This window comes from Enterobacter sp. UPMP701 (assembly GCF_053709515.1).
In genome coordinates, this window is the sequence record NZ_JBSKJN010000014.1 from 1 (window position 1) to 26,715 (window position 26,715).

Consider the following 26,715-nt stretch of genomic DNA (forward strand, 5'->3'; position numbering starts at 1 on the left):
GCTTCGTTTTCGCTGCGGCGCGGGGTGTGCATATTACGCTTTCCCGCTTCAGAGTCAAGCGTTTGTTTTGCTTTTCTTTGCTGACCCGGCGGCGTGTGTGCCGTTGTTCCGTGTCAGTGGAGGCGCATTATAGGGAGTTATTCTGAAGTGACAAGCACAAAATACAAAAAACTTTTTGTTCGCTCACTTTTCAAACTCAACGCTTATTTAACCCGCGAATTGCCCGCTAAGTGCGCAATTTCACGCGCAAAACTGGCTACCTGCGACCAGTCGGTATAAACCACTTCTTTACGTGTATCGGTTTCACCACCCGTCATCTTCATAATCAGGCGGATCATGAAGCGGTCATACCAGCGGTAGCGAGGATAGCGCAGCGCACCGGCAAAAACGGCACACAGGTCTGGCTGCCACGGCGAGCTGAGTAAAAACTTACGCGTGTAGCTGTTGGTCTGCGGCGTACGCTTCTCAGCTTTACGGGCAACCAGATTGACCGAGTAAAACGCGCCCGGCAATGTGTTGAGTACCGCAGTATGCTTTTTCACAAAGCGATCCAGCGCCGGATGGAAATGCCCGTAACGAATGGAGGCGCCAATCACCACACGATCGTACTCCTGCCAGGCGATCTGCTCCGCGCGATTCAGGTTCACCACATCCGAGTAAATACCCACTTCTTTTAATTCCGACGCCAGATACGCGGCAATCTCACGCGTTTGTCCGTCTCGCGTTGAGAAAAGAATCAGTGTTTTCATCAATGGCTCCTTATTCGCGCCAGAATGTTGGAGTGAACAGCACCAGCAGCGTAAAGACCTCAAGACGCCCAAACAGCATATTGGCGATGAGGATCCATTTCGCAACCGGGTTCATGCTGGCAAAGTTATCCGCCACCACCCCCAGACCAGGCCCGAGGTTGTTCAGTGTTGCGACGACGGACGCAAAAGCGGAGAAATCATCCACCCCCGTCGCGATGATCGCCAGCATACTGACGATAAAGACCAGCGCATACGCCGAGAAGAACCCCCACACCGCTTCGAGGATACGCTCCGGCAGCGCGCGGTTACCCAGCTTGATGCTGTAGACCGCGTTCGGGTGAACCAGACGTTTCAGCTCGCGGTTCCCCTGCTTAAACAGCAGCAGAATACGAATCACCTTCAGGCCACCACCCGTAGACCCCGCACAGCCCCCGATAAATGCAGAGCATAAAAGCAGCACCGGCAGGAACAGCGGCCAGCGCGCGATGCTGTCCGTGGTAAACCCGGCGGTCGTCGCCATCGATACCACCTGGAAGAAGGCCTGGTTTAGCGTGGTCAGCGCCGAGTTATAAACATCGTGGAACCACAGCACCAGAGTGCAGATGACGACCAGCGTAAGCTGGACGCCAATAAACATGCGGAACTCAGGATCGCGCCAGTACACCTTCAGGCTGCGCCCGCTCAGTAAAGAGAAGTGCAGACCGTAGTTACAGCCGGAGATCAGCAGGAAAATCGCAATGATGGTGTTAATCGTTGGGCTGTCGAAGTAGCCCACGCTGGCATCGTGAGTGGAGAACCCGCCAATCGCAATCGTCGCGAAGCTGTGTCCGATGGCATCGAAGGCAGGCATCCCGGCGAACCAGAGCGCCAGCGCACAGGCCACCGTCAGCAATACATAGATAAGCCAGAGGGTTTTCGCCGTCTCGGCAATACGCGGGCGCATCTTGTTATCTTTCAGGGGCCCCGGCATTTCGGCGCGATAGAGCTGCATTCCCCCGACGCCCAGAATCGGCAGAATAGCCACCGCCAGGACGATGATCCCCATCCCCCCGAACCATTGCAGCATCTGGCGATAAAAGAGAATCGCGTGGGGTAACGAATCCAGCCCCACCAGCGTCGTCGCTCCGGTGGTCGTTAAACCGGAGAACGATTCAAAAAAGGCGTCCGTGATGCTGAGATTGGGCTGTTCAGAGAAAATAAAGGGCAGCGAACCGACGCTTCCCAGTACCGTCCAGAACAGAACCACAATCAAAAAGCCTTCGCGCGATTTCAGCTCACCTTTCTGACGACGGTTTGGCCACCACAGCAGCGAGCCAATCGCCAGCGCGACAAAGAAGGTCTGGGTAAATGCCCGCCCCGCGCCGTCCCGGTAGATAAGCGCCACCAGTCCAGGGAGAATCATCGTCCCGGAAAAGAGTATGACCAGCAGTCCAACGATTCGGGTTATGGCACGAAAATGCATCTCTGCCGCTTCCTTTGGTATTCAAAAGTGAGGTGGGGATTATTCTTCAATCGGCAGCAATTGCAACGAACCACGACTAAAATCAGCCAGTTTTGCTGAAAAAGCAGCCAGTTCAGCCTGAGGAAGCGCCACGCGTAATTGCACCATCGCCTGATAGTCACTGTGCGCGATGACGCCGTTAAACTGCCGCAGCAACGCTTCAATACCGGATAACTGGGCGTAATCGCACAATAGAGTATATTCGGTGAGCGGCGTTTTGCGGATGGTCATCAGCATATTCAGTGCCTGCTGGACGCCACCGCCATAGGCTTTAACCAGCCCGCCGGTGCCTAACAGAATGCCGCCGTAGTAACGTACTACCACGGCGGTAATTTCACCCACGCCGCTGCCCATCAGCTGAGAAAGCATAGGTTTACCGGCTGTGCCCGCCGGTTCACCGTCGTCGGAAAAACCGAGCTGTTGCGAATCATCCGGCGGCCCTGCCACCCACGCCACGCAGTGGTGGCGTGCATCAGGATGCTCAGCCCTAACGGACTCGACAAACGCTTTCGCCGCCTCTACGCCGTCAGTGTGCGCCAGTAGCGTAATAAAGCGGCTTTTCTTGATTTCCTCAACAAAGGTGACCGGTTCAGCCGGTATCAGCCAGCTTTCCATCAGGCCAGCTTCAGGTCTCGCGTCATATTCTCGATACCGTTTTCGTGAACCACCACGTTATCTTCGATGCGAATACCGCCAAACGGTTTCAGCGCGTCAATTTTTTCCCAGTTGAAGTGTTTGCTGAACTGGCCTTCACGCCACGGCGCCAGCAGGGATTCGATAAAGTAGATCCCCGGTTCAATCGTCAGCACCATGCGCGGCTCAAGAATACGGGTGCAGCGCAGGTAAGGATATTTAGACGGTGCCGCCAGGTGCGTGCCGGTATCATCCTGCATAAAGCCCGCAACGTCGTGAACCTGCAGGCCCAGCGGGTGGCCGATACCGTGCGGCATGAATGGCCCGGTCAGATCGTTCTCGACCATCGCCTCTTCGCTCATGTCTTTCACAATCTGATGTTTACGCAGCAGTTTGGCAATGCGCTGATGGAACTGGATGTGGTAATCCACGTAGCTGGTTCCGGCTTTCATGGTGCCAATCAGCGCCAGCTGTTCGTCGTTTACGTCTTTGATCAGCTGCGCAAAATCGGTATCCCCATTCGCCGCCCAGGTACGGGTCAGGTCGGCCGCGTAGCCGTTATACTCTGCCCCTGCGTCCAGCAGGAAGCTGCGCATCTCAGACGGAACCTGGTGATCCAGTTTGGTGTAGTGAAGAACAGACGCATGCTCGTTCAGCGCGACGATATTACTGTACGGAACGTCGGTGTCACGGTGACCGGTTGCGGTCAGGTAGGCCAGGTTGATGTCGAACTCGCTCATGCCTGACTGGAACGCTTCGTGCGCGGCACGGTGACCATTTACCGCCGTTTTTTGCGCTTCACGCATGCAATAGAGTTCATAGTCGGTTTTATACGCGCGGTAATAGTGCAGGTAATCCAGCACCCCTTTCGGATTGAGCTTGTCTGCTGGAATATCCAGACCGAGCGCGCGTTCAGGTACAGGGCCAATGTAGCCGATGTTGCCGCGCGCAGCAGGCAGCTGGCTGCCAATACCATCCGCTTTCGGGAGCGCAATCACGTCAATCTCTTCGGTCCAGAAAGAGGTCGGCAGCGGTTCGACGTTGTGCCAGTAATCCACCGGCAGGTAGAACCACAGTTTCGGCTTGTTCACGCCGTCCACCAGCAGCCAGCAATTTGGAACCTGTGTCACCGGCACCCAGGCTTTAAACTGTGGGTTGACCTTAAACGGGTAGGCGTGGTCATCAAGAAAAGTGTTCATCAGCTCGCCGGAGTGGATCAGCAGGGCATCCAGCTTGAAGCGGGCCAGTACATCGCGGGTACGTTCCTGTAGGGTAACGATATGATTTTTATAAAGCGAAGCCAGTGAGTCCATCATTATTCCTTTCGTTTTTTTGACCTCAAGTCATCGCATCTTAGCACACCTCACTCCGGCTGCGTGATTTCCACCGACCGTGATCAGCGCAGCAATTTCTTAATGAGTAATTTGCATTTTATTAACATAAATTCCACACTCCGTTTCATCTGGTATGACCAGATCCACTTGCTGGATTCAGGAGACTGACATGCTTTACAAAGGCGACACCCTGTACCTCAACTGGCTGGAAGATGGCATTGCCGAACTGGTGTTCGATGCCCCCGGCTCAGTGAACAAGCTTGATACCGCGACGGTGGCCAGTCTTGGCCAGGCGCTGGAAGTACTTGAAAAGCAATCTGAATTAAAAGGGCTGCTGCTGCGTTCGAACAAAGCGGCCTTTATTGTCGGTGCCGATATCACCGAATTCCTTTCGCTGTTCCAGGTTCCGGAAGAACAGCTGAGTCAGTGGCTGCACTTTGCCAACAGCGTCTTTAACCGTCTGGAAGATCTGCCTGTTCCAACGATCTCTGCCGTAAATGGCTACGCGCTGGGCGGCGGGTGTGAGTGCGTACTCGCGACCGACTACCGACTGGCCACGCCAGACCTGCGCATCGGCCTGCCTGAAACCAAACTGGGCATCATGCCGGGCTTTGGCGGTTCCGTCCGTCTGCCACGCATGCTGGGCGCCGACAGTGCCCTGGAAATTATTGCCGCCGGTAAAGACGTAGGCGCGGACCAGGCGCAGAAAATCGGTCTGGTCGACGGCATCGTGAAACCAGAGAAGCTGGTTGAAGGCGCCCTCGCCATTCTGCGTCAGGCGATTAACGGCGACCTCGACTGGAAGGCCAAACGTCAGCCGAAGCTGGAGCCATTAAAGCTCAGCAAGATTGAAGCCACCATGAGCTTCACCATCGCCAAAGGTATGGTGATGCAGACGGCAGGTAAACACTACCCGGCGCCGATCACGGCGGTGAAAACCATTGAAGCCGCAGCCCGCTTTGGCCGCGACGAAGCGCTGAAGCTGGAAAATCAAAGCTTTGTTCCGCTGGCGCACACCAATGAAGCCCGCGCGCTGGTAGGCATCTTCCTCAACGATCAATTCGTGAAAGGTAAAGCCAAACAGCTGACCAAAAACGTTGAGACGCCAAAACACGCGGCGGTACTTGGCGCTGGCATTATGGGTGGCGGTATCGCTTATCAGTCGGCCTGGAAAGGCGTGCCAGTGGTAATGAAAGATATCAACGAGAAATCCCTGACGCTGGGCATGACCGAAGCCGCTAAGCTGCTGAATAAACAGCTGGAACGCGGCAAAATTGACGGACTGAAGCTTGCAGGTGTGATCTCCACCATTCAGCCTGTGCTGGAATACAGCGGTTTCGACCGTGTGGATGTGGTCGTTGAAGCGGTCGTTGAGAACCCGAAAGTGAAAAAAGCGGTGCTGGCAGAAACGGAAGACAAGGTTCGTCCAGGCACCGTGCTGGCCTCTAACACCTCCACTATTCCGATTGGCGAACTGGCGAGCGTGCTGAAGCGCCCGGAAAACTTCTGCGGCATGCACTTCTTCAACCCGGTACACCGTATGCCGCTGGTCGAAGTGATCCGTGGGGAAAAAACCTCTGACGAAACCATTGCTAAAGTGGTGGCGTGGGCAAGCAAGATGGGCAAAACGCCGATCGTCGTTAATGACTGTCCGGGCTTCTTCGTTAACCGCGTGCTATTCCCGTACTTCGCTGGTTTCAGCCAGCTGCTGCGCGACGGTGCGGACTTCCGCAAAATCGACAAAGTGATGGAAAAACAGTTCGGCTGGCCGATGGGCCCGGCGTATCTGCTGGACGTGGTCGGCATTGATACCGCCCACCACGCGCAGGCCGTCATGGCGGCGGGCTTCCCGCAGCGTATGCAGAAAGATTATCGCGATGCGATTGACGCCCTGTTCGACGCCAACCGCTTCGGTCAGAAAAACGGCCTGGGCTTCTGGCGTTATAAAGAAGACAGCAAAGGCAAACCGAAGAAAGAAGAAGATGCGGCGGTGGATGGCCTGCTGGCCGACGTATGCCAGTCAAAACGCGACTTCACCGACGACGAAATTATCGCCCGGATGATGATTCCAATGATCAACGAGGTGGTGCGTTGTCTGGAAGAAGGCATCATCGCCAGCCCGGCAGAAGCCGACATGGCGCTGGTATACGGCCTCGGCTTCCCTCCGTTCCACGGCGGCGCGTTCCGCTGGCTGGACACGCTCGGCAGCGCCCGCTATCTCGATATGGCGCAGCAGTACCAGCACCTCGGCCCGCTGTATGAGGTGCCGGAAGGTCTGCGTAGCAAAGCACGCCATAACGAACCCTACTATCCAGCAGTTGAGCCAGCCCGTCCGGTTGGCGCGCTGAAAACGGCTTAAGGAGTCACAATGGAAAAGGTTGTCATTGTTGATGCGATTCGCACCCCGATGGGCCGTTCAAAAGGCGGCGCGTTCCGTAACGTGCGTGCGGAAGACCTCTCCGCGCACCTGATGCGTAGCCTGCTGGCGCGCAACCCGGCACTGGACCCAGCAGCGCTGGATGATATCTACTGGGGCTGCGTGCAGCAGACCCTTGAGCAGGGTTTCAACATCGCCCGCAACGCGTCGCTGCTGGCGGAGATCCCACACTCGGTTCCGGCTGTCACCGTCAACCGCCTGTGCGGTTCGTCGATGCAGGCACTGCACGATGCGGCGCGCATGATCATGACCGGTGATGCGCAGGCCTGCCTGGTGGGCGGCGTGGAGCATATGGGTCACGTACCGATGAGCCACGGAGTCGATTTCCATCCGGGCATGAGCCGTAACGTGGCGAAAGCCGCGGGGATGATGGGCCTGACCGCGGAGATGCTCTCTCGTCTGCACGGCATCAGCCGTGAAATGCAGGATGCCTTTGCCGCGCGCTCTCACGCTCGCGCCTGGGCCGCCACGCAGTCCGGTGCCTTTAAGAATGAGATCATCCCGACCGGCGGTCACGACGCAGACGGCGTACTGAAGCAGTTTAATTACGACGAAGTCATCCGCCCGGAAACCACCGTAGAAGCGCTTTCCACACTGCGCCCTGCGTTTGATCCGGTCACCGGCACGGTAACGGCAGGGACGTCGTCGGCGCTGTCAGACGGTGCCGCCGCGATGCTGGTGATGAGCGAAAGCCGCGCCCGCGAGCTGGGGTTAACCCCTCGCGCCCGCGTGCGTTCGATGGCGGTCGTGGGCTGCGATCCTTCTATCATGGGTTACGGCCCGGTTCCGGCCTCGAAGCTGGCGCTGAAAAAAGCGGGCTTAACCGCCAGCGATATCGACCTGTTTGAGATGAACGAAGCCTTTGCCGCGCAGATCCTGCCGTGCATTAAAGATCTGGGGCTGATGGAGCAGATCGACGAGAAGATTAACCTCAACGGCGGCGCGATCGCCCTCGGCCACCCGCTGGGCTGTTCCGGGGCGCGTATCAGCACAACGCTGATTAACCTGATGGAACGCAAAGATGCCCAGTTTGGTCTGGCAACGATGTGTATTGGGCTGGGTCAGGGTATCGCGACGGTGTTTGAGAGAGTGTAAGTAAGGACAAATATCTCAAAGCCAATGACGTCAGAACAAGGCGGCAAGCGAGCGAATCCCGATGAGCTTACATGAGTAAGTGATTCGGGTGAACGAGCGCAGCCAACGCAGTTATGGCGTCATTGGCGAAGAGAGACAGTTTAGTTGCCGTTCTTCCCGCCTGTCAGGGGCGGGCTTTTTATTTAGATAAACGCAAACGCATCGCCAAACAGGCGATCTTCACGCGCATCACGTTCGTTACAGAACAGGTCGCGGGCAATTTTTGCCATCTCGAAACGGCCTGCAATGTAGATATCATGTCCCGCCAGCGTACCGTGATCCTGCAGCACCGCCGTCAGCACCGTCCCGCTACGCCCACGCCAGCCCTCTTCCGGCTGCTCGACCACTGGCTCAATACGCAGATTAGGATGGTTAACGCTCAGCGCTTCAAGTTCAGACAGGTCGTACAGGTGTTTCTCTTCGCGGCCGCCCCAGTAGATAGTGATGTCACGGTCTGGATTACGCGCCAGCGCGGTCAGCAGGATTGAGCGCACATAGGAGAAGCCCGTACCGCCCGCGATCAGAATCAGCGGACGGTCTTCGTCATCACGCAACCATGCGTCGCCGTGAGGAATGTCGACCACAATCTCACGCTCTTTCAGGATGCGGTCCATAACGGCCATCGCGTACAGGTTAAGCTCAGACGCACCAATATGAAGCTCAATAAATTCCTGCTCTGCTGGCGTAGAGGCCATAGAGAAAGGACGCTTATCACGCTCATCCATCACCACCATCAGGTACTGGCCGGCACGGAATGAGAATGCCGCTTCAGGAACCAAACGGACGCGATATACGGTGTCGGTAATAGCATCTACCGACGTCACTTTACAGCTTAAGGTTGTCATTCGCTCTCTCTGTCGGGAAGTCTATAGGGCTTAACGGTCAGCTCAGGGTTTACCGTTATTCATTATGGCCAGTTCGTCCCAGATCGCGTCAATTCGCGCGGTCACAGCAGGATCTTTTTTGATCGGGCGACCCCATTCACGGTCGGTTTCGCCAGGCCATTTATTTGTGGCATCCAGTCCCATCTTTGAGCCAAGACCGGAAACCGGCGAGGCAAAATCCAGATAATCTATCGGCGTATTTTCGACTAACACCGTATCACGCGCAGGATCCATTCGCGTGGTAATCGCCCAGATAACGTCATTCCAGTCGCGGGCGTTAACGTCATCATCGCAGACAATAACAAATTTGGTATACATAAACTGGCGCAGGAAAGACCAAACGCCCATCATCACGCGTTTAGCATGACCTGGATACTGCTTCTTCATCGTGACCACCGCCAGGCGATACGAGCATCCTTCAGGCGGCAGATAGAAATCCACGATTTCCGGGAATTGCTTTTGCAGGATCGGCACAAATACTTCGTTCAGCGCCACGCCCAGCACCGCCGGTTCATCCGGTGGACGGCCAGTATAGGTGGAGTGATAAATCGCATCTTCACGCTGGGTAATGTGCGTAACGGTAAACACCGGGAAGTTATCCACTTCATTGTAATAGCCGGTGTGGTCGCCGTAAGGGCCTTCTGGCGCCATTTCACCCTGCTCAATGTAACCTTCCAGCACAATTTCGGCGCTGGCCGGTACTTCAAGATCGTTAGAGATACACTTCACGACTTCAGTTTTGGTCCCGCGCAGCAGGCCAGCAAACGCATATTCAGAGAGCGTATCCGGGACGGGCGTTACCGCTCCCAGAATGGTGGCCGGATCGGCACCTAACGCCACAGAAACCGGGAAACGTTCACCCGGATGCGCAGCGCACCACTCCTGAAAATCCAGTGCGCCGCCGCGATGCGAAAGCCAGCGCATGATGAGCTTATTTTTGCCAATCAGCTGCTGGCGATAAATACCGAGGTTTTGCCGCTCTTTATGCGGCCCACGCGTCACGGTGAGGCCCCAGGTAATCAGCGGCGCAGCATCTTCAGGCCAGCACTGCATGATCGGAATTTTGGTGAGATCCACCGCATCGCCTTCCAGTACTTTCTGCTGGCACGGCGCGCCGCGCAGGCGTTTGGTGGGCATGTTCAGCACCTGCTTAAACTGCGGCAGCTTGTCGAACAGGTCGCGGAAGCCTTTTGGTGGCTCCGGCTCTTTCAGAAATGCCAGCAGCTTGCCCACTTCACGCAGCGCGGTTACGTCTTCCTGCCCCATTCCCAGCGCAACACGGCGCGGAGTGCCAAACAGGTTGCACAGCACCGGCATGGAGTAACCTTTGGGATTTTCAAACAGTAATGCGGGGCCACCGGCACGCAGGGTGCGGTCAGCAATTTCTGTCATTTCCAGATAAGGATCAACAGGAAGTGTAATGCGTTTCAGTTCACCCTGCTGTTCCAGCAGCGTCAGGAAGTCGCGGAGATCGTGGTATTTCATGCAGTTAGTCATGGCCTCTCTGTAAGCGCTTCATTATACGGCGTAAGCCTGCTCGATGCTGTAATTTTGTTAAATTAGCGTGAACTTATCCGTTGTGTTCGAATTTCCCCCATTATAATCAACTTAGCGATCCCTCCAGGGTTTTGATATGCTTGCGCCCCGAACTAAGGGAAAGAGTGATTATGCAGGCCTGGTATTTACTGTATTGCAAACGCGGGCAGCTTCAGCGCGCGCAGGAACATCTTGAACGTCAGTCTGTAAATTGTCTGACACCCGTGATCACGCTTGAAAAAATGCAGCGCGGGAAGCGCACAACTGTCAGTGAGCCTTTATTCCCGAACTATCTGTTCGTAGAGTTCGACCCTGAGGTGATCCACACCACCACCATCAGTGCAACGCGCGGCGTCAGTCACTTCGTGCGTTTTGGCGCCCACCCGGCCACGGTTCCGTCGACGGTTATCCATCAGCTGTCGATTTATCAACAGCCTGAAGGGATCACCGACCCGGAAACCCCTTACGCGGGCGATAGCGTCGTCATTACGGAAGGCGCATTCGAAGGCCTGCAGGCGATTTTCGCCGAGCCGGACGGTGAAGCGCGCTCCATGCTGTTGCTCAATCTGCTGAACAAGCAGGTGCTGCAGAGCGTTAAAAACACCGACTTCCGCAAAGTCTAAAAGCTAATCCCGAACAGGTTGCGCACGTTGTCATCCGTCTGCGCGGAAAGCCAGTGCGGCTCCTCTCCGCGCCACTGCGCTACGCGCTCGACAATGTGCCCCAGCCAGGCGGGCTCATTTCGTCGCGATGCCGGTTTGGGCTTCATATCTCGCGGCAGCAGGTATGGCGCATCAGTTTCAAAAAGCAAACGGTCTGCCGGGATCGCCGGCAGCAGCTCGCGAAGCTCAAGCCCGCGGCGCTCATCACACACCCAACCGGTGATACCTAAATACAAACCGCGTTTCAGGCAATCCAGCGCTTCCTGATGCGACCCGGTAAAACAGTGCAGCACTGCACCCGGCAGTTTATCCAGCCATGGGTCCAGCAGTGCGAGAAAACGCTCATGCGCGTCGCGACAGTGCATAAAGACGGGCATTTCAAGCTCTGCCGCCAGAGCAAGCTGGGCGGTGAAAGCCTTTTCCTGTTCATCAGGCGTCGAGAAGTTGCGGTTGAAGTCGAGCCCGCATTCGCCAATGGCGACGACTTGCGCTGTTTTTGCCAGCGCGTACAGATTTTCTGCGCTCTCGGCTGTCCACTGGCTGCTGTCATGAGGGTGGACGCCGGCGGTTGACCAGCAGCGATCGTAGCGTTGCGCCAGCAGCTGCGCCTGCTCACTCTCATGCAGGTTGGTTCCGGTCAGGAGCAGCCCTTTTACGCCAGCGTCAATAGCCCGAGCAACTACCTCATCACGATCTTTTGCAAACTGCGAGCTGGTCAGGTTGAGCCCGATATCAAACATGCAATTCCCCATAGAACAACCGCCCTGACGGGCGGTTGGTTTTACTCTTCAGTGGTCTTTTCGGACGCATCGTCTTCGTCGTCCGACCGGCGTCCTTTACCCACGTAGAAACGCGAGAAGAATACACCGACCTCAAACAGACAGTACATCGGTATTGCCAGTAGCGTTTGTGAGAAGACGTCCGGCGGCGTCAACAGCATGCCAACCACGAAGGCGCCCACCAGAATATAGGGACGCTTCTTACGCAGGTCATCTGGGGTGGTTACCCCTACCCAGCAGAGCAGCACAATGGCCACCGGCACCTCGAATGCCACGCCGAACGCCATAAACAACGCCATCACAAAGCTGAGGTAGCTGGCGATGTCCGTCGATACCTGGACCCCTTCCGGCGCGGTATGCGTCAGGAAGCCAAAGGCCAGCGGGAAGACAACGAAGTAGGCAAACGCCATGCCGATATAGAACAGCAACGAGCTGGAGACCAGCAGCGGGATCACCAGTTTACGTTCGTGCCTGTACAGTGCGGGTGCCACAAATGCCCATACCTGATAAAGGATGACGGGAGCAGACGCAATCAACGACACCCAGAAGGTGAGCTTAATCGGGGTGAAGAACGGAGATGCAACGTCTGTTGCTATCATTGTTGCCCCCAGCGGCATCTGCTTGATCAGCGGAGCAGAAACCACCTGATAGATATCGTTGGCGAAATAGACCAGGCACAGGAATATGAGGAATACCGCAATAATGCAGTTTAACAGGCGCTTACGCAGCTCAATCAGGTGCGCAATAAGCGGTTGAGTATCATCTACTGCCATGGTTACGCTTTATCACTCGACGAGGGGGATGATTCGGAAACGGGTGCGGCGGGCTTAACGTCAGCCGCTTTTGCCACTGGCTCTTCCGGCTGCACCTGTTTTTTCAGTTCAGGTTCCTGCGGCGTTTGTTCAGGCGCTGCGGCCTGGTGCTCCGCACTCGCTGGCGTCACGCCCTCGCGCTGCGCTTCACTGTCCTTCACCACCGGGTTATGAATGGTGTTCGCTTCATCGCTCGCTTTTTCAGGATCGTTAACGCTGTAGGAGCGCTTCATGGATTCCGCCGCTTCGCGCAGCTCATCCATTGAGGCTTTCAGTTCCGGCGTCAGGTTATCCATGCTCGCCTTCTCAACCTTTTTCAGGCTTTCCTGAAACTCCTGCAGCTTAAGCTCTTGCGCCAGCTCGTTCTGAACGGTCGATGCCAGCGATCTCAGCGCGCGAACCCAGCCCACGACGGTTTTCACCGCCACGGGAAGACGCTGCGGCCCCAGCACAATCAGGCCAATCACAAAGACCAGCAGCAGCTCACTAAAACCAATGTCGAACACGGCTTACACCTGCTCTTTGTCGTGGCTTTTAGCGTCTTCCTTTTTGGCATCTTCTTGCTTATCGGAGATGGATTTAGCAGTAAAGTCAGCATCCTGGCTGGTTTTATCCTGCTTATTCTCATCATCGCTCATTGCTTTCTTGAAGCCTTTGATAGACGCGCCCAGATCGGAACCAATAGAACCGAGCTTTTTGGTGCCGAACAGCAGTACAACGATGACGGCAATAATGACTAATTGCCAGATACTGATACCACCCATACATATTCCTCAGGGATAGATGATTAATTGGTCAGATCGCATTATACGTATGCAACCTGATGATAGCGACGCAAACTCAGCGCGTTTTTCTCCAGCCAGCGAGCCAGACGACAGCCCCACCCGCCATCAGCCAGGCGGGCATCATTTGCCAGTCCGGACGGTTAATCAGCAGCAACGTACCGCTCAGCAACAGCGTAGCCCCAATGCCAAAGAGGTAGCGTGACTGCCCCTGGCGAACGCGGCTGGACTGAAGCTCGCGGGCGATTTTATCCATGCTGTGCTGAAGGTTCTTGCTTTGACGCAAACTGTCGTAAACCAGTTCAGGAATTTCAGGCATTTTTTCAATCCAGAACGGGCCTTTCTCTTTCAGCGAGCGCACCAGCGCCGGAAGGCCAACCTGATCCTTAATCCAGGATTCCAGGAAAGGTTTAGCCGTCTTCCACAAGTCTAACTGAGGATAGAGTTGTCGACCTACACCTTCAACGTAAAGTAATGTTTTCTGAAGTAAAACTAGCTGTGGCTGAACTTCCATATTAAAACGGCGGGCCGTATTAAACAGGTTTAACAGCACGTGCCCGAAAGAGATCTCTGCCAGCGGTTTTTCAAAAATCGGTTCGCAGACGGTACGGATAGCAAACTCAAACTCTTCGACGTTGGTGTCCGGCGGAACCCAGCCGGAATCCACATGCAGCTCGGCCACCTTACGGTAATCGCGGTTGAAGAACGCGATGAAGTTCTCAGCAAGATAACGCTTATCTTCTTTGTTCAGCGAGCCCACAATCCCACAGTCGATACCGATGTACTTCGGGTCCTCAGGGTGCTCATAGCTCACGAAGATATTGCCGGGATGCATATCCGCGTGGAAAAAGCTGTCGCGGAAAACCTGGGTAAAGAAGACCTGCACGCCACGTTCGGCCAGCAGCTTCATGTTCGTTCCCTGCTTCTCCAGTGCCACCACATCCGAAACCGGAATACCGTAGATGCGCTCCATGACCATCATGTTCTGGCTGCAGTAGTCAGAATAGACTTCAGGCACATAGAGCATCGGGCTGTTTTCAAAATTGCGGCGTAGCTGAATGGCGTTTGCCGATTCGCGCAGCAGATTAAGCTCATCAATCAGCGTCTTTTCATATTCCCGCACCACTTCCATTGGACGCAGTCGACGGCCGTCCGGCAGCAGACGCGGAACCCAGCGCGCCAGGCGATAAATTAGCTTCATGTCGGCTTTGATGATCGGCAGGATATCCGGACGGATCACCTTGATCACCACCTCTTTACCGTTCTCTTTCAGACGCGCAGTGTGCACCTGAGCGATAGAAGCCGACGCCAGCGGTTCTATTTCGAAATCATCAAACCAGGCTTCAACGGGAAGGTTACCCATCGCCTCTTCGATCTGTTTCTTCGCTCTTACCCCATCAAACGGGGCGACACGGTCCTGCAGCATCGCCAGTTCATCGGCAATGTGCGGCGGGAAGAGATCGCGGCGGGTTGAGAGCATCTGCCCGAACTTAATCCATACCGGACCGAGCTCCTGTAGTGCCAGACGCAGGCGTTCACCCAGCGGCTGATCTTTATGGCGATTTGGCATCCAGAACAGCGTCCGCCGCCAGATCCTGAGCGGCAGCGTGATACGCATTTTGGGGATAAGCTCGTCGAGCCCGTAACTCAAAAAGGTGTGGATGATAAAATAGAGGCGCCGAATTTCACCAGGCGTCATTTGCCCTCCAGTTTTTCCAGCCGTTTGCTTAAGGCATCAACCGCGCGTTCAACCGCGGCCGTTTCTTCCGCGAACCACGCCACTTCCAGTGGCCCGGGCGCCATGCGCCACTCTTCGGTCAGCACTTCTGCGGCATAGCGCTGTTGGCGTTGCAGATTTTTGCGCAGGAACGCCGTACCGCCATGAATCACTTTCCCGATCCCTTCAGCCGCGATATCACCAATAAAGGGCGCAAGCAGCTCTGCCGGGTCGAACTCAGCCAGATCGCTGAGCGCAACGAAGTTCTGCACGACCTGAATGTCGCCTTCCACTTCCAGCTCACCGCTGCGGATAAGCGCCGTTAATTGCTGGCGATCGCGCAGTTTTGGCAGCACGCTCATATGAGTGATGACCGAGCAATCCGCTTCACCTTCCCACTCACCCAGAACGTCAAGCTGGCGTTCGCTGAAGACCAGCACGAGCGGCGTCGAGAACTCTTTTAACACAATGCGCAAAACCTTCCCGTTTAGCCGCTGACGTGCAGCTTTCAGCGCCGGAGCGCGATACAGGAAGGCATTCAGCACATTCTCGATGCCTGCGGTGACTAAGGGTTTAAAGGGCACGGGACACCTCCACTCAGAATTTGTAACCGCGATGCAGCGCGACGACACCGGCCGTCATGTTGAAGTATTCAACGTTCTCAAATTCCGCATCCTGCATCATGGCTTTTAAGGTGTCCTGATCCGGATGCATACGAATTGACTCCGCCAGATAGCGATAGCTTTCTGCGTCGTTTGCCACCAGTTCGCCAATACGCGGCAGAACGTGGAATGAGTAGGCATCGTAGGCTTTGCTCAGCGGGTCGATAATCGGTTTAGAGAACTCGAGCACCAGCAGGCGTCCACCGGGCTTCAGCACGCGGTACATGGAGCGCAGCGCTTTGTCTTTATCGGTCACGTTACGCAGGCCGAAAGAGATGGTGATGCAGTCAAAGGTATTGTCCGGGAACGGCAGCGCTTCGGCGTTGGCCTGCACGTATTCCACGTTCCCCACCACGCCGATGTTACGCAGCTTCTCGCGCCCCATTTTCAGCATGGAATCATTAATATCAGCCAGTACAACGCGACCGGTTTCGCCCACCAGACGGGAGAATTTCGCCGTCAGATCGCCCGTACCGCCAGCCAGATCGAGAACCGTTTGTCCACGACGCACACCGCTACAGTCGATGGTGAAGCGCTTCCACAAGCGATGAATGCCGAACGACATCAAGTCATTCATCACATCGTACTTCGCCGCCACGGAATGAAATACGTGGGCCACCATGTCCGCTTTCTGTGCTTTGGCTACAGTCTGAAAGCCAAAGTGCGTCGTGTCTTGTGAATCGTCAACCATCTCAGAGCCTGCTAATCAGTCAAATGTTCGTGAAGTGTAACAGATTGGGCGCAATTGCCCTACGATTCAACCACCGCGAAAGAAACGCACAGGCGGCTCACCTGGCGATAAATCCACCGCTAAATCGTTGTCCTGGCTGGGGGTATTTTGTTCATCTATGCCTTCACGCAGTCGAAACTCTTCGTCCTGCGCTGTCGCCTGTTCAGCCAAATCCGGATTAATCTCGCGTTTAACTTCGACCCCCAAACTGCGAAACGCTTCGGCCTGCGCCAGCAGGTTGCCACGTCCGGAGGCGAGCTTTTTCATCGCCTGGCGGTAGTTATCCTGCGCGCGATCCAGGCTCTGCCCGACTGATGACATGTCGTCCACGAAGAGGCGCATTTTGTCGTACAGCTTGCTGGCACGATCGGCAATCTGCTGCGCGTTGCGGCTCTGGTGCTCATAGCGCCACAGGTTGGCAATAGTACGTAACGCCACCAGCAGCGTGGTGGGGCTGACCAGCATAATGTTATTTTTGAGCGCTTCGGTGATCAGTTCAGGCTGTCTGTCTAGCGCCAGCAAAAACGCGGGCTCAACCGGGATAAACATCAGGACATAGTCCAGCGAGCGGAGACCCGGCAGCTGCTGGTAGTCTTTTCTGCCGAGCAGGCGAATGTGGTTACGCACGGAGGCAATGTGCTCCTGCAGCGCCGATTCGCGGGTGTAGTCATCTTCCGCGTTGAAGTAGCGCTCATAGGCCACCAGCGTCATTTTGGCGTCAATTACCACATCTTTACCCTGCGGCAGCCGCACAATGACATCCGGCTGCATGCGTGAGCGGGCATCGTTCTCAATGCTGACCTGCGTTTCATATTCATATCCTTCGCGCAGGCCGGAGGCCTCCAGCACGCGCGTCAGCACCACTTCTCCCCAGTTCCCCTGGGTTTTGTTATCGCCTTTAAGTGCGCGCGTCAGGTTGACCGCCTCCTGCGCCATCTGGGCATTCAGCTGCTGAAGATTACGGATCTCATGCGCCAGCGTGTGGCGTTCGCGGGCTTCCTGGCCAAAGCTGTCCTGCACCTGACGACGAAAGCCGTCCAGCTGTTCGCGCAGCGGCGTCAGCAGGCTGTTCAGGCTCTGGCGGTTTTGCTCGTCGACGCGGCGGTTGCTGTGCTCAAAAATTCGGTTGGCGAGGTTCTCAAACTGCTCGCTGAGGCGCTGCTCGCTGTTGATCATCTGGCGGATTTTGTCTTCCGCATGCAGTTGGGTGGATTCAAGGCGGGTGGTCACTTCGCGGAGATCGGCCTCCAGCGAGGTGTTGATATCACGCAGATTGCGCAGCTCATTATTGAGCAGCTCGCACTCGTCGCGCCAGTGGTCGCTCAGCGCAAGCTGTTGCTTTGCTGCGCTGAGGTCAGCGACGATCTCTTCGCGCTCTGCCAGTTGCTCGGCTTTCTGCTGCGCGTGCTGGTAGCTGGAAATCAGCCAGCCTATCCCCACGCCCGCCAGCGCAATCACCGCATAAATCAGGACTGAGATATCCACAATGCCCCCTGCATCAACGTATTACCTGCACAAAATAAGATTGTGCTGTATAAACGTCCAGTTTGAAAGGGTTTTCCTGCGAGGCGTTACGCAAAAAATAAAGGCCGAACGTGTCGGCCTTTTATCTCTGAGAGGAGGACTAGATCAGACGGCGAGCCGCTTCCACCACGATTTTTACCGCATGACTTTCGGTTTGCTTCATGGTTTCGGCGTTCGGGATCTCCTGCTGGGTGCGGTTGACGATAACGCCCGCCACCATACCGGCACGCAGACCCTGGCTTGCGCACATGGTCAGCAGCGTTGCGGATTCCATCTCGTAGTTCATCACGCCCATGGACTGCCACTCTTCCATAGAGCCTTTGAAGCGGCTCACCACGCGACCAGAGAAGGTGTCGTAACGCTCCTGGCCAGGGTAGAAGGTATCTGAAGAGGCCGTTACGCCCACGTGGGTGGTTGCGCCCACGGATTTCGCGGCTTCAACCAGCGCGGTGGTGCATTCGAAATCTGCCACTGCCGGGAATTCCATCGGTGCAAAGTGCAGGCTTGCCCCGTCCAGACGGACGGATGCGGTCGTAACCAGCACGTCGCCCACGTTAATGTGCGGCTGGATCGCGCCGGTCGTACCGATACGCAGGAAGGTACGAATGCCCAGCTGCGCCAGCTCTTCAACCGCAATAGAGGTAGACGGACCACCGATACCGGTAGAGCACACAATCACCGCTTTGCCATCCAGCTCTGCGCGCCAGGTGGTGAATTCACGATGGGCAGCCAGCTTGACCGGCTTATCCATCAGCGCGGCGATCTTTTCCACACGCTCCGGATCGCCAGGGACGATAGCGAGCGTAGCCCCTTGTAAATCGTTTTTAGTGAGGCCGAGATGAAAAACATCAGACTTAGACATAGGTGACTCCTCTGTGGGTCGGTTAGTCAGAAGAAGTAAAACGGTACTTTACAGAAGCGGTAAGCATAATTTCGTGACACACCTCACCATGAATGAAAATGATTGCATTGAATTTCCATCAAAAAGTGATTTACATCACATTAACAAGTTATATCGTCGGGTGCTGCACAAAAGATAGACCGTTTAAGGCACTGTGGGTTGTTAACCTGGTGTCTATATTTACCTTTGCGCTAACTCATTGGTACGGAGAATGCCATGACTGAAAAAACCGGATTTGCACCTGCTGCGGCTCCGCATGCTTCAACCATCGTCTCAACCTCAGAAGACGCCATTACGGCGGGCGAGACCTCCATTCCCTCGCAGGGGGAAAATATGCCTGCTTATCACGCACGCCCCAGGACGGAAGACGGCCCGCTGCCCATCGTGATTGTGGTTCAGGAGATTTTCGGCGTTCACGAACATATTCGCGATATCTGCCGGCGCCTGGCGCTGGAAGGTTATCTGGCCGTTGCGCCAGAGCTCTACTTCCGTCAGGGCGATCCCAATGACTACAGCGATATCCCGACGCTGTTCAGTAACCTGGTGAGCAAAGTGCCAGATGCGCAGGTGCTGGCCGATCTCGACCATGTTGCCAGCTGGGCGGCGCGCAACGGCGGTGACCCGCATCGCTTAATGGTGACCGGCTTCTGCTGGGGCGGACGCATCAGCTGGCTTTATGCCGCGCATAACCCGCAGCTGAAAGCTGCCGTGGCCTGGTACGGCAAACTGGTGGGCGAAAAGACCCTGAACTCGCCGAAACATCCGGTTGATATCGCAACGGATTTAAATGCCCCGGTGTTAGGGCTTTATGGCGGCCAGGACACCGGCATTCCGCTTGATACCGTCGAGACGATGCGCCACGCGCTACGCGCGGCGAATGCGAAGGCGGAGATTGTGGTTTACCCGGATGCCAGACACGCGTTTAACGCCGATTATCGTCCGAGCTACCACGCGGAGTCGGCGAAAGATGGCTGGCAGAGAATGCTGGCGTGGTTTAGCCAGTACGGCGGGAAGAAATAAATGCATTGCAGCCCCGGCAAGCGTCGGGGCTGCGTCAGGCCTTAATTCAGGCCGAGATGTTTCCACAGATCGTCCATCGGCAGCGTGGCCAGCGCGATACACTCATCCGCCGCGCCATACCAGATATGCAGCGTGTCATTACGCACCAGCGCCCCGCAGGTAAAGACGACGTTACCGAAAAAGCCTTCACGCTCATAGGGCGCACTCGGCTCCAGCAGCGGCACAGTCGATTTGGCAACGAGGGTGAGCGGGTCTTCAGGATCCAGAAGCAGAGCGCCCAGGCAGTAACGCAGGCTGGCGTCCACGCCGTGATAAATTTCCAGCCAGCCGCGCGCGGTCTTGATCAGCGGCGCACCGCCACCAGATTTAAGCGCATCCCATTCGTCCCCCGAGCGTCCCAACAGATGCTGATGGTTTCCCCAGTGCAGCATATCGGGTGACTCGCAGATCCATATTTCCGGGTGGCCGAAATGGCAGGGCGCAGGCCGGGTAAGCGCCCGGTAGGTTCCGCCAACCTTCTCCGGGAAGAAACAGACGTCGCGGTTATCAGGGCAGAAAATCAGCCCTTTCTTCTCGACGGAGACAAAATCAACGGTGGTCGCCAGAGCGGTGGAGATACCCAACGATGACACGGCGGAGTAATTGATGTACCAGACATCGTCAATCAGGGTAATGCGCGCATCTTCACAGCCAAACTCCTCATAGCGGCTGTCGGCAGTGATGAAAGGCGTTTCATCAATAGTGAAATTCACTCCGTCCCGGCTTCGTGCCAGGCGCAGGTGGGACATCGACGTCAGCCAGACCTGAGCCGGGTCGCTTTTCAGCACGATGGTACGCGGGTCGCTAAAATCATAGCGCGGGTCGTTGCGGTCAAACGTTTTTGTCGCCGGCTGCCAGCCGCCAGGCTGCTGCACCAGAAGCGGAACGACGATCTTCTGTGGGTCATCATTTATCACGCTCTCGGCAACCCGAAGCAGCAGGATAATCTCCCCATGATGTTCCGTTACCCCGGCGTTAAAGACGCACTCCACTTTCCGTCCTGGCAGAGAAGGCACCACGTCGCTCGGGATGATCAACGGATTATTACCGTGTCTCTTCATATACACTCCTTTTTATCAGAATTTGATTTTTGTCCAGCTGCGGCGCGTTTTGCCCGTACAGGACATCCGCTTCAATGGCCCACAAGGGGTTTTGTACCGGCTGGCCAAAATTCACGGCCACCCAGACCTGCTCCTGCGGCGTGGTTCGGGTGAACCAGACGCACTCCTTATGGCGTGTCAGTGGGCTGCACTCTCCATGCTGTAGCGCCCCGATGGCGGCACGAAGCGCAATGAAGGTCTGGTACTCACGCCATAACGATCCGGGCGTCGATATCTGATGTTCGGCATTGAGGAAGGGATAGTCCTGGCTGACGGGCATCCACGGCGTGCGGGTGGAAAAACCCGCAAACGGGGCGTCGCGCCAGAGGAACGGGCCGCGGGACCCATCCCGGGAATGCTCAATCGCCTGCGCCAGCGCGTCGGCGGCACTGCATCCCTGCCGCATGGCCGTGTCGTAGTAGGTTTTTCCCTGAATATCAAAAATCTGTGCGACCGTCTGCGGCACGTAGTCAGGCATCCCCAACTCCTCGCCCTGAAAAATAAACGGCACGCCGCGCACGGTTAGCTGTAGCGCCAGGACAGCCAACGCCCGGGCGGTGTCGTGCGGGCCTTCGCCGAAGCGGCTAATCATGCGCGGCATATCGTGGCTGGAAAAGAACAGCGTCGGCAGACCAGACTGCCGCGCCAGCGTGGCGTTAATCTCGTCGCACAGGCGTGCCGCATCGAAGGTTTTCTGACTGCCAATATTGAAGTTAAAGACCACGTCCATCAGCGACGGAGCCTGATAACGCGCCAGGATCTCCCTCTCCTCGCTGCCAATTTCGCCGATCAGGAAAACATCACATTGCTGCCTGGCATGCTGGCACAGGCGTTGCAGCGTGCCGATAAGCCCTGGCTGATTCACGTCATGTTCATGCTGTTGTACGCCAGCTTTCTCCGGGTTATCAGGCCCGATGCCGCGAGTGCTGAGGAAGTTAATCACGTCGAAGCGGAAGCCATCGACGCCCAGCCCCTGCCAGAAATCAATCACCTGAAACATTTCCTGCTCTACCGCGGGGTTCGCCCAGTTTAAATCCACCTGCTCTGGCGCGAATTTATGGTAGTAGAACCTGCCGGTGTCCGGCTCCGGGCTCCAGGCGCTGCCGGAAAAAAAGGACTCCCAGTTGTTAGGATGGGCGCTGAAAATGAAATAGTCCCGATAGCGGCTTGCGGGATTATTCCAGGCATCCTGAAACCACGGATGCTGCGAAGAGACATGATTAAGCACCAGATCGATAATGACGCGGATCCCCTTTTCATGGCAGCGATGAACGACGTCGCGAAAATCGTCCAGCGTGCCAAACCGTGGATCAACGGCGCAGTAATCGCTGATGTCATACCCGTTATCCACCAGAGGAGAGGGATAAAACGGGGTGATCCAGATGGCACCGATACCTAACGCGCCCAGGTAATCCACTTTTGAAAGCAGGCCGGGGAAATCACCCAGCCCGTCGCCATTGCCATCGCAAAACGAGGGCAGATAAATTTGGTAGCAGGTGCAGGCCTGCCACCAGGGTTGCTTATTCACCGTACGTTCCTTATTTCAGTGATAACGACATGCCCTGAAGGAAATATTTCCGGAACAGGATAAACAGCACGATGACCGGTAGCATTTGCACCACGGCCCCCGCCATCACAGGCCCCAGATAAACGCCGTAGGATTTACTGAAGGTAGCCAGCAGTACCGAAAACGGCATTTTGTCGGCATCGCGCATGACAATCAGCGGCCAGAGGAAGTTGTCCCATGAGCTTGAGAAGGTAAATAACGCCACGATCGCCAGAATGGACTTGTTCAGCGGCATCATGACGTGACGCAGAATGGCCCACAGGCTGGCATGATCCAGACGCGCGGCGTACAGGTAATCGTTGGGCGTGCCCTTAAAGCTCTGGGATACCATAAAGATCCCCCAGGCGCTCATCGCATAAGGCAGGATCATGGCACTGTAGCGGTTGATCAGCCCTAGCTCACGCATCAGCACAAACTGCGGAATGATGAACATAAACACCGGGAAAACCATCTGCACAATCAACAGATTACGGAAAGCGTTTTTGCCCCTGAATTCCGTTTTTGCCAGCGCATAGCCCACCAGCATGGAGGTGACAGTCACGCTCGCGGTCACGGTGACGGAGACGAAAAGCGAGTTAAACAGCGTGCGCAGAAAGGGTTTATCTGCCCGGTTGCTGTTATCGAAAAGGAAGGTGTAATTTTCGAGCGTCAGCGTGCCCGAAAAGAGATCCGTGGTGTAAATCTGCGCCGTGGGCTTCAGGGATGACACCACCATCCAGACGAACGGATAGAGCCAGCTTAACGCCAGAATAAACATCAGCGCATGAATTAGCAGGCTCAGGGGCGTGAGTTTTTTCATTCAGACAATCTCAATGTGCTTTTCGAATAACCGACGAAATAGCCAAATCATCAGAAAACTACAGGCAGCGACAATAATCGACATGGCAGCCGCCCAGGTGGGCTTCATATTTTGAAACGCGGCTTCGTACATCACCACCATGGGGCTGGTGGTACTGTTCAGTGGCCCACCGCCGGTGATTAAATATGGCTCTGTAAAAATACTGAACGCCACCGTAATAGCCAGTACCATAACCATCACAATTTGCGGATTCATCATCGGTAGCGTTATTGCCCACCCTTTCTGAAAACGCCCGGTTTTATCGAGAATGGCCGCACTGTAAATATCTGCCGGGATAGCCTGCATGCCGGAATAGAGAATTAACCCGTAATAGCCGACAAATTTCCAGGTCACAATAAGCGCAATAGAGAGCATCGCGCAGTCAGGGTTGGTAAACCACGGCACGGAAATCCCAAACCACGACGACAATAAGCGGTTGATCGGGCCATACTCATTAAACAGGCGGGAAAAGACAATCGAGTACGCCACCCCAGACGAGATATTTGCCAGCAAAAAACTTAAAGCGATAAACCCTCTGCCATAGTTAATTCTGCGTAACCCGGCGGCAAAAAGCAGGGCGGTAATAAATACGATCGGGATATACCACATTAAAAAGCGGCAGATGTTCCACATGGATGTCCAGAATAGCGAATCGTGCAGTACGCCAATAATATTCTGCAACCCCGTAAATTGCGGCATGCCAATAAACTGCCAGCGGGTCACGCTCAGTACCACCAGCCAGGCAAGCGGGTAAAACCAGAACAGCAGCGAATAGCCAATCCAGGTGGAGGCCAGAAGGCCTCCGGTTCGGGATTCATATCCAGCCATTATGCCCCCTACTGGCCCGCAAGCGCGTTGATTTCCTGCTGAGATTGTTTCAGCGCGTCGGCAGGTGTACTGGTTTTGAAGATCACGCGCTCAAGCATCTGCGTCATGCTGCGCTGGACTTCTGTCGTCTGGTTTGTTGCCGCAGGCGGAAGAGCGACGTCCACCCAGGAGGCAATCTGTTTCTCAAGCGGATTTTGTTTGAAGTAACTGACAAAGATCGGATTACTCATGAGATCCGCGCGCGCGGGCGGCATCCCCGTCAACTCAAGCCACAGGCGGTCATGCTCCGGGTTGCTAAAGACCCACTTCATAAACTGCCAGGCCTGCTCCTTCCGCTTGCTGGAACTGAAGATCACCAGACCTTTACTGTCGCCGAACGTATAGGGGTGTTCAATGCCCTTCTCGGTCAGCATCGGGCCGATCTGAATCGTTTTTAAAATATCCGGATACTGCTTGCGATAGCGGGCTAAATCCCACGGCCCGCGCGCAGAGGCGATAACCTGCCCCGTGGCAAGCGGATCCTCGGCGGAGGTGAAGTCGTAGCTGCTCCACTTATTGTTAAACACGTTAGCCATGAAGGTCAGTACAGCCTCGCCAGCAGGCGTAGTCAGCGCAGGTTTTTTGTCGATAAGATACGGCTTGCCCTGGCTCTGGGCGTAAAACAGCGGGATGAAGTCGAACCAGCGCTCCCACCAGTTTTTACCTGCCGTAAGCTGTATTACGTAGCCGTGATTATCTGCCGCACGACGCTTCGCCAGCGCGTAAAGCTCATCGTAGCTAACCGGTACCCGATCAAAGCCGTAACGCTTCAATAAATCACCGCGCCACCACCAGACAACCGGGTTGATATATACCGGCAGTACCGTTTGTTTACCGTTTAATTCCCATGCGGGCAGCAGAGAAGCCATTTGCCGTTTTTGAATCGTTTCCTGAAAACCCGGCATTTTGGATAAATCTTCTATCTGCCCGACATCCACAAGCTGGCTGGCAAAGCCAATAAATATATTGGTAGAAATATCCGGCTCAGTACCGGATGCCAGCGCGTTCATTATTGCTTCTTCTGAACTGTTTGCCGCAGGAATAGCGGTAAATTCGACGGGCATATGGGCGGGATCTTTATTCCATTCGGCAACAATTTTACTCCAGAATGCTTCTTCGTTGACGGTGGGCGTGACCCACATTTTGATTTTTTCGCGCGCCCCGGATTGCGTCTCTTTTTTATCATCAGGCCCGCAGCCGGTAAGAAAAAAGAGGAATATTACCGATGCTATTAATTTCGCTGCTTCTGCAACTCTCACGTTATATCTCCCTGATGTCGATAAGTGTTAATCGCTTACTGCTGCCCTCTGTGAATGGTGCGTAAGCTAACACCCCTTTTTTATGTTTAACGTTAAACAAATCACAAAACTATTTATATTTAACGATAAACTCAGCCGCTATTATTTCTTTAATTACGCCCCATAAATAATTTACGTGAATATTAAATGCCCAAATCATTTAGCAAAATAAATAATAAAAAGGTGACGATTAAATCGCTGGCAGCGGAGATGGGTATTTCACATACCACCGTGTCAAACGCGTGGAATAACCCCGAAAAGCTCTCTGCTGAATTACGTGAAAGGATACTCGGGCACGCCCGTCAGGTGGGATTTCAGGGGCCGGATAAACTCGCCCGGGCATTACGCACCGGAAAATCCGGCGCGATCGGCGTCATCTTTAACGATGCCATGAGTTATGTCTTTATCGATCCGCATGACGTCAGCCTGATGCGCGGCGTCGCGACCCGCTGCGAAGATCGTAATATTAATCTGGTTCTCATCCCGCTTCAAAAGGGGCCGTCATCGCTCACCACCCTGGTGGACGGGTATATTCTCAACGCCACGCATAACAGCGCCGCCATTATTCAGCAGACATTGGCCCGCAATCTGCCGGTAGTGACGCTCGATTTTCAGCTTCCGCAGTTCAGCAGCGTGTCGGTGGATAACACGCGCGCCATGCGTGATATCGCCACCTGTCTGATCCAAAAAGGTCATCGCCATTTCGGCATTATTGCCTTCCCTTCTCACCCGAACGCGCGCGGGATACGCCCTCTGACGCACCCCGTAACGGGCGATAACCACCTCATGCTGACCCGCGTGAATGCCTGCCGTGACGCGTTTCAACAGTACGGTATCGCGCTCAGCAACTGCTGGCTGTGCGAGACCCATCACGATGAGCCTCACGGTGAACAGGCAGCAGAAGCGTTGCTGACGGCACACCCGGACATCACGGCGCTGATCTGCTTATCCGATCGTTTTGCCATCGGTGCGGTGAATTATTGCCAGCGGCAGCGTCTTGCTATACCCGGCCGGGTCGCCATTACCGGGTTCGACAATACCGCCCGGCAGCTCAACGGGCCGGGTCTTACCACCGTGGCGCAGAACGCTGAGCGTAAAGGTGAAATTGCGGTTGATCTGCTTATGAACAATGGCCCTGTCACCCACGTTGTGCTGGAACACCAGCTTATCGAGCGTGATACGGCATGAGATAACCCTGCTTATGATAAG

At 55.3% G+C, this 26,715-nt stretch carries 25 protein-coding genes; 5 read left to right on the forward strand and 20 right to left on the reverse strand.

From position 1 onward, the window contains the following. Positions 1-203 precede the first annotated feature (203 nt). From hemG to pepQ, 4 genes are read right to left on the reverse strand one after another with little or no spacing between them, the layout of a single operon-like run. Positions 204-749: a menaquinone-dependent protoporphyrinogen IX dehydrogenase gene (hemG, locus tag ACWKXT_RS20815; protein WP_454533326.1), complete on the reverse strand. Its 546-nt coding sequence runs from the start codon at positions 747-749 to the stop codon at positions 204-206. 10 nt (positions 750-759) lie between these two features. Continuing rightward, positions 760-2,211 (reverse strand): Trk system potassium transporter TrkH, encoded by a 1,452-nt coding sequence (gene trkH, locus ACWKXT_RS20820; RefSeq protein WP_013099227.1) that lies wholly within the window; start codon positions 2,209-2,211, stop codon positions 760-762. A 39-nt stretch (positions 2,212-2,250) separates the two neighbouring features. Beyond that, complete coding sequence (locus ACWKXT_RS20825; protein ID WP_454533327.1) at positions 2,251-2,865, reverse strand: IMPACT family protein; 615 nt, start codon at positions 2,863-2,865, stop codon at positions 2,251-2,253. Further along, the gene (gene pepQ / locus ACWKXT_RS20830; RefSeq protein ID WP_454533350.1) at positions 2,865-4,196 is read right to left on the reverse strand and encodes a Xaa-Pro dipeptidase; all 1,332 of its coding nucleotides are present in this window, start codon (positions 4,194-4,196) and stop codon (positions 2,865-2,867) included. The genes ACWKXT_RS20825 and pepQ overlap by 1 nt, the downstream gene beginning before the upstream one ends. Before the next feature lie 190 nt (positions 4,197-4,386). Between pepQ and fadB the strand changes: the two genes are divergently transcribed. Then, complete coding sequence (gene fadB, locus ACWKXT_RS20835) at positions 4,387-6,576, forward strand: fatty acid oxidation complex subunit alpha FadB (protein WP_454533328.1); 2,190 nt, start codon at positions 4,387-4,389, stop codon at positions 6,574-6,576. Positions 6,577-6,585: 9 nt separating this feature from the next. Then, a complete protein-coding gene (gene fadA, locus ACWKXT_RS20840; RefSeq protein ID WP_454529406.1) occupies positions 6,586-7,749 on the forward strand; it encodes an acetyl-CoA C-acyltransferase FadA in 1,164 nt (387 codons plus the stop codon). 182 nt (positions 7,750-7,931) lie between these two features. Here fadA and fre read toward each other — a convergent pair whose 3' ends face one another. Together fre and ubiD are read right to left on the reverse strand one after the other, a co-directional pair. Continuing rightward, complete coding sequence (fre, locus tag ACWKXT_RS20845) at positions 7,932-8,633, reverse strand: NAD(P)H-flavin reductase (RefSeq protein ID WP_028014772.1); 702 nt, start codon at positions 8,631-8,633, stop codon at positions 7,932-7,934. Between the two features lie 42 nt (positions 8,634-8,675). Beyond that, the gene (gene ubiD / locus ACWKXT_RS20850; protein ID WP_454529407.1) at positions 8,676-10,169 is read right to left on the reverse strand and encodes a 4-hydroxy-3-polyprenylbenzoate decarboxylase; all 1,494 of its coding nucleotides are present in this window, start codon (positions 10,167-10,169) and stop codon (positions 8,676-8,678) included. Positions 10,170-10,339: 170 nt separating this feature from the next. Here ubiD and rfaH point away from each other — a divergent pair, with 170 nt between their 5' ends. Next, positions 10,340-10,831 (forward strand): transcription/translation regulatory transformer protein RfaH, encoded by a 492-nt coding sequence (gene rfaH / locus ACWKXT_RS20855; protein WP_080330394.1) that lies wholly within the window; start codon positions 10,340-10,342, stop codon positions 10,829-10,831. Here the strand turns inward: rfaH and tatD are convergent. The 9 genes from tatD to udp form a co-directional block, all read right to left on the reverse strand. Beyond that, the gene (gene tatD, locus ACWKXT_RS20860; RefSeq protein ID WP_454529408.1) at positions 10,828-11,610 is read right to left on the reverse strand and encodes a 3'-5' ssDNA/RNA exonuclease TatD; all 783 of its coding nucleotides are present in this window, start codon (positions 11,608-11,610) and stop codon (positions 10,828-10,830) included. The two genes, rfaH and tatD, sit on opposite strands and share 4 nt — an antisense overlap. A 41-nt stretch (positions 11,611-11,651) precedes the next feature. Further along, positions 11,652-12,422, reverse strand: coding sequence for a Sec-independent protein translocase subunit TatC (gene tatC, locus ACWKXT_RS20865; protein ID WP_126818783.1), 771 nt, complete (start codon positions 12,420-12,422; stop codon positions 11,652-11,654). A gap of 2 nt (positions 12,423-12,424) precedes the next feature. Further along, positions 12,425-12,967, reverse strand: coding sequence for a Sec-independent protein translocase protein TatB (tatB, locus tag ACWKXT_RS20870; RefSeq protein WP_080330391.1), 543 nt, complete (start codon positions 12,965-12,967; stop codon positions 12,425-12,427). Positions 12,968-12,970: 3 nt separating this feature from the next. Further along, positions 12,971-13,225 carry a Sec-independent protein translocase subunit TatA gene (gene tatA / locus ACWKXT_RS20875; protein ID WP_454533329.1) on the reverse strand — a complete coding sequence of 85 codons (255 nt, stop codon included), beginning with the start codon at positions 13,223-13,225 and terminating at the stop codon, positions 12,971-12,973. Between the two features lie 76 nt (positions 13,226-13,301). Then, positions 13,302-14,942: a ubiquinone biosynthesis regulatory protein kinase UbiB gene (gene ubiB, locus ACWKXT_RS20880; protein ID WP_454529411.1), complete on the reverse strand. Its 1,641-nt coding sequence runs from the start codon at positions 14,940-14,942 to the stop codon at positions 13,302-13,304. Beyond that, positions 14,939-15,544 (reverse strand): ubiquinone biosynthesis protein UbiJ, encoded by a 606-nt coding sequence (gene ubiJ, locus ACWKXT_RS20885; RefSeq protein WP_028014778.1) that lies wholly within the window; start codon positions 15,542-15,544, stop codon positions 14,939-14,941. Before ubiJ ends, ubiB begins: the two co-directional genes overlap by 4 nt. A gap of 13 nt (positions 15,545-15,557) precedes the next feature. Continuing rightward, positions 15,558-16,313, reverse strand: coding sequence for a bifunctional demethylmenaquinone methyltransferase/2-methoxy-6-polyprenyl-1,4-benzoquinol methylase UbiE (ubiE, locus tag ACWKXT_RS20890; RefSeq protein WP_003860790.1), 756 nt, complete (start codon positions 16,311-16,313; stop codon positions 15,558-15,560). A 66-nt stretch (positions 16,314-16,379) separates the two neighbouring features. Next, a complete protein-coding gene (gene rmuC / locus ACWKXT_RS20895; RefSeq protein WP_454533330.1) occupies positions 16,380-17,837 on the reverse strand; it encodes a DNA recombination protein RmuC in 1,458 nt (485 codons plus the stop codon). Between the two features lie 139 nt (positions 17,838-17,976). Next, on the reverse strand, positions 17,977-18,738 hold the full coding sequence (gene udp / locus ACWKXT_RS20900; protein ID WP_003860792.1) for a uridine phosphorylase: 762 nt from the start codon (positions 18,736-18,738) through the stop codon (positions 17,977-17,979). 255 nt (positions 18,739-18,993) lie between these two features. Between udp and ACWKXT_RS20905 the strand changes: the two genes are divergently transcribed. After that, positions 18,994-19,797, forward strand: a complete 804-nt coding sequence (locus tag ACWKXT_RS20905) for a dienelactone hydrolase family protein (protein ID WP_454533331.1) — start codon at positions 18,994-18,996, stop codon at positions 19,795-19,797. Between the two features lie 41 nt (positions 19,798-19,838). On the opposite strand, the gene ACWKXT_RS20910 is transcribed toward ACWKXT_RS20905, so the two are convergent. The 5 genes from ACWKXT_RS20910 to ACWKXT_RS20930 are packed head-to-tail and all read right to left on the reverse strand — an operon-like array spanning position 19,839 to position 25,467. Then, positions 19,839-20,897: a glycoside hydrolase family 130 protein gene (locus ACWKXT_RS20910; protein WP_454533332.1), complete on the reverse strand. Its 1,059-nt coding sequence runs from the start codon at positions 20,895-20,897 to the stop codon at positions 19,839-19,841. After that, positions 20,881-22,464: an alpha-glucosidase gene (locus ACWKXT_RS20915; protein ID WP_454529415.1), complete on the reverse strand. Its 1,584-nt coding sequence runs from the start codon at positions 22,462-22,464 to the stop codon at positions 20,881-20,883. Before ACWKXT_RS20915 ends, ACWKXT_RS20910 begins: the two co-directional genes overlap by 17 nt. A gap of 10 nt (positions 22,465-22,474) precedes the next feature. Further along, positions 22,475-23,302 (reverse strand): carbohydrate ABC transporter permease, encoded by an 828-nt coding sequence (locus ACWKXT_RS20920; RefSeq protein WP_214592351.1) that lies wholly within the window; start codon positions 23,300-23,302, stop codon positions 22,475-22,477. Beyond that, on the reverse strand, positions 23,303-24,169 hold the full coding sequence (locus ACWKXT_RS20925; RefSeq protein WP_454529416.1) for a carbohydrate ABC transporter permease: 867 nt from the start codon (positions 24,167-24,169) through the stop codon (positions 23,303-23,305). It lies immediately after the preceding gene. Between the two features lie 8 nt (positions 24,170-24,177). Next, complete coding sequence (locus ACWKXT_RS20930) at positions 24,178-25,467, reverse strand: ABC transporter substrate-binding protein (protein WP_454529417.1); 1,290 nt, start codon at positions 25,465-25,467, stop codon at positions 24,178-24,180. Between the two features lie 186 nt (positions 25,468-25,653). On the opposite strand from ACWKXT_RS20930, the gene ACWKXT_RS20935 reads away from it, so the two are divergent. Continuing rightward, positions 25,654-26,694, forward strand: coding sequence for a LacI family DNA-binding transcriptional regulator (locus ACWKXT_RS20935; protein WP_454533333.1), 1,041 nt, complete (start codon positions 25,654-25,656; stop codon positions 26,692-26,694). The last annotated feature ends 21 nt before the right edge of the window (positions 26,695-26,715 follow it).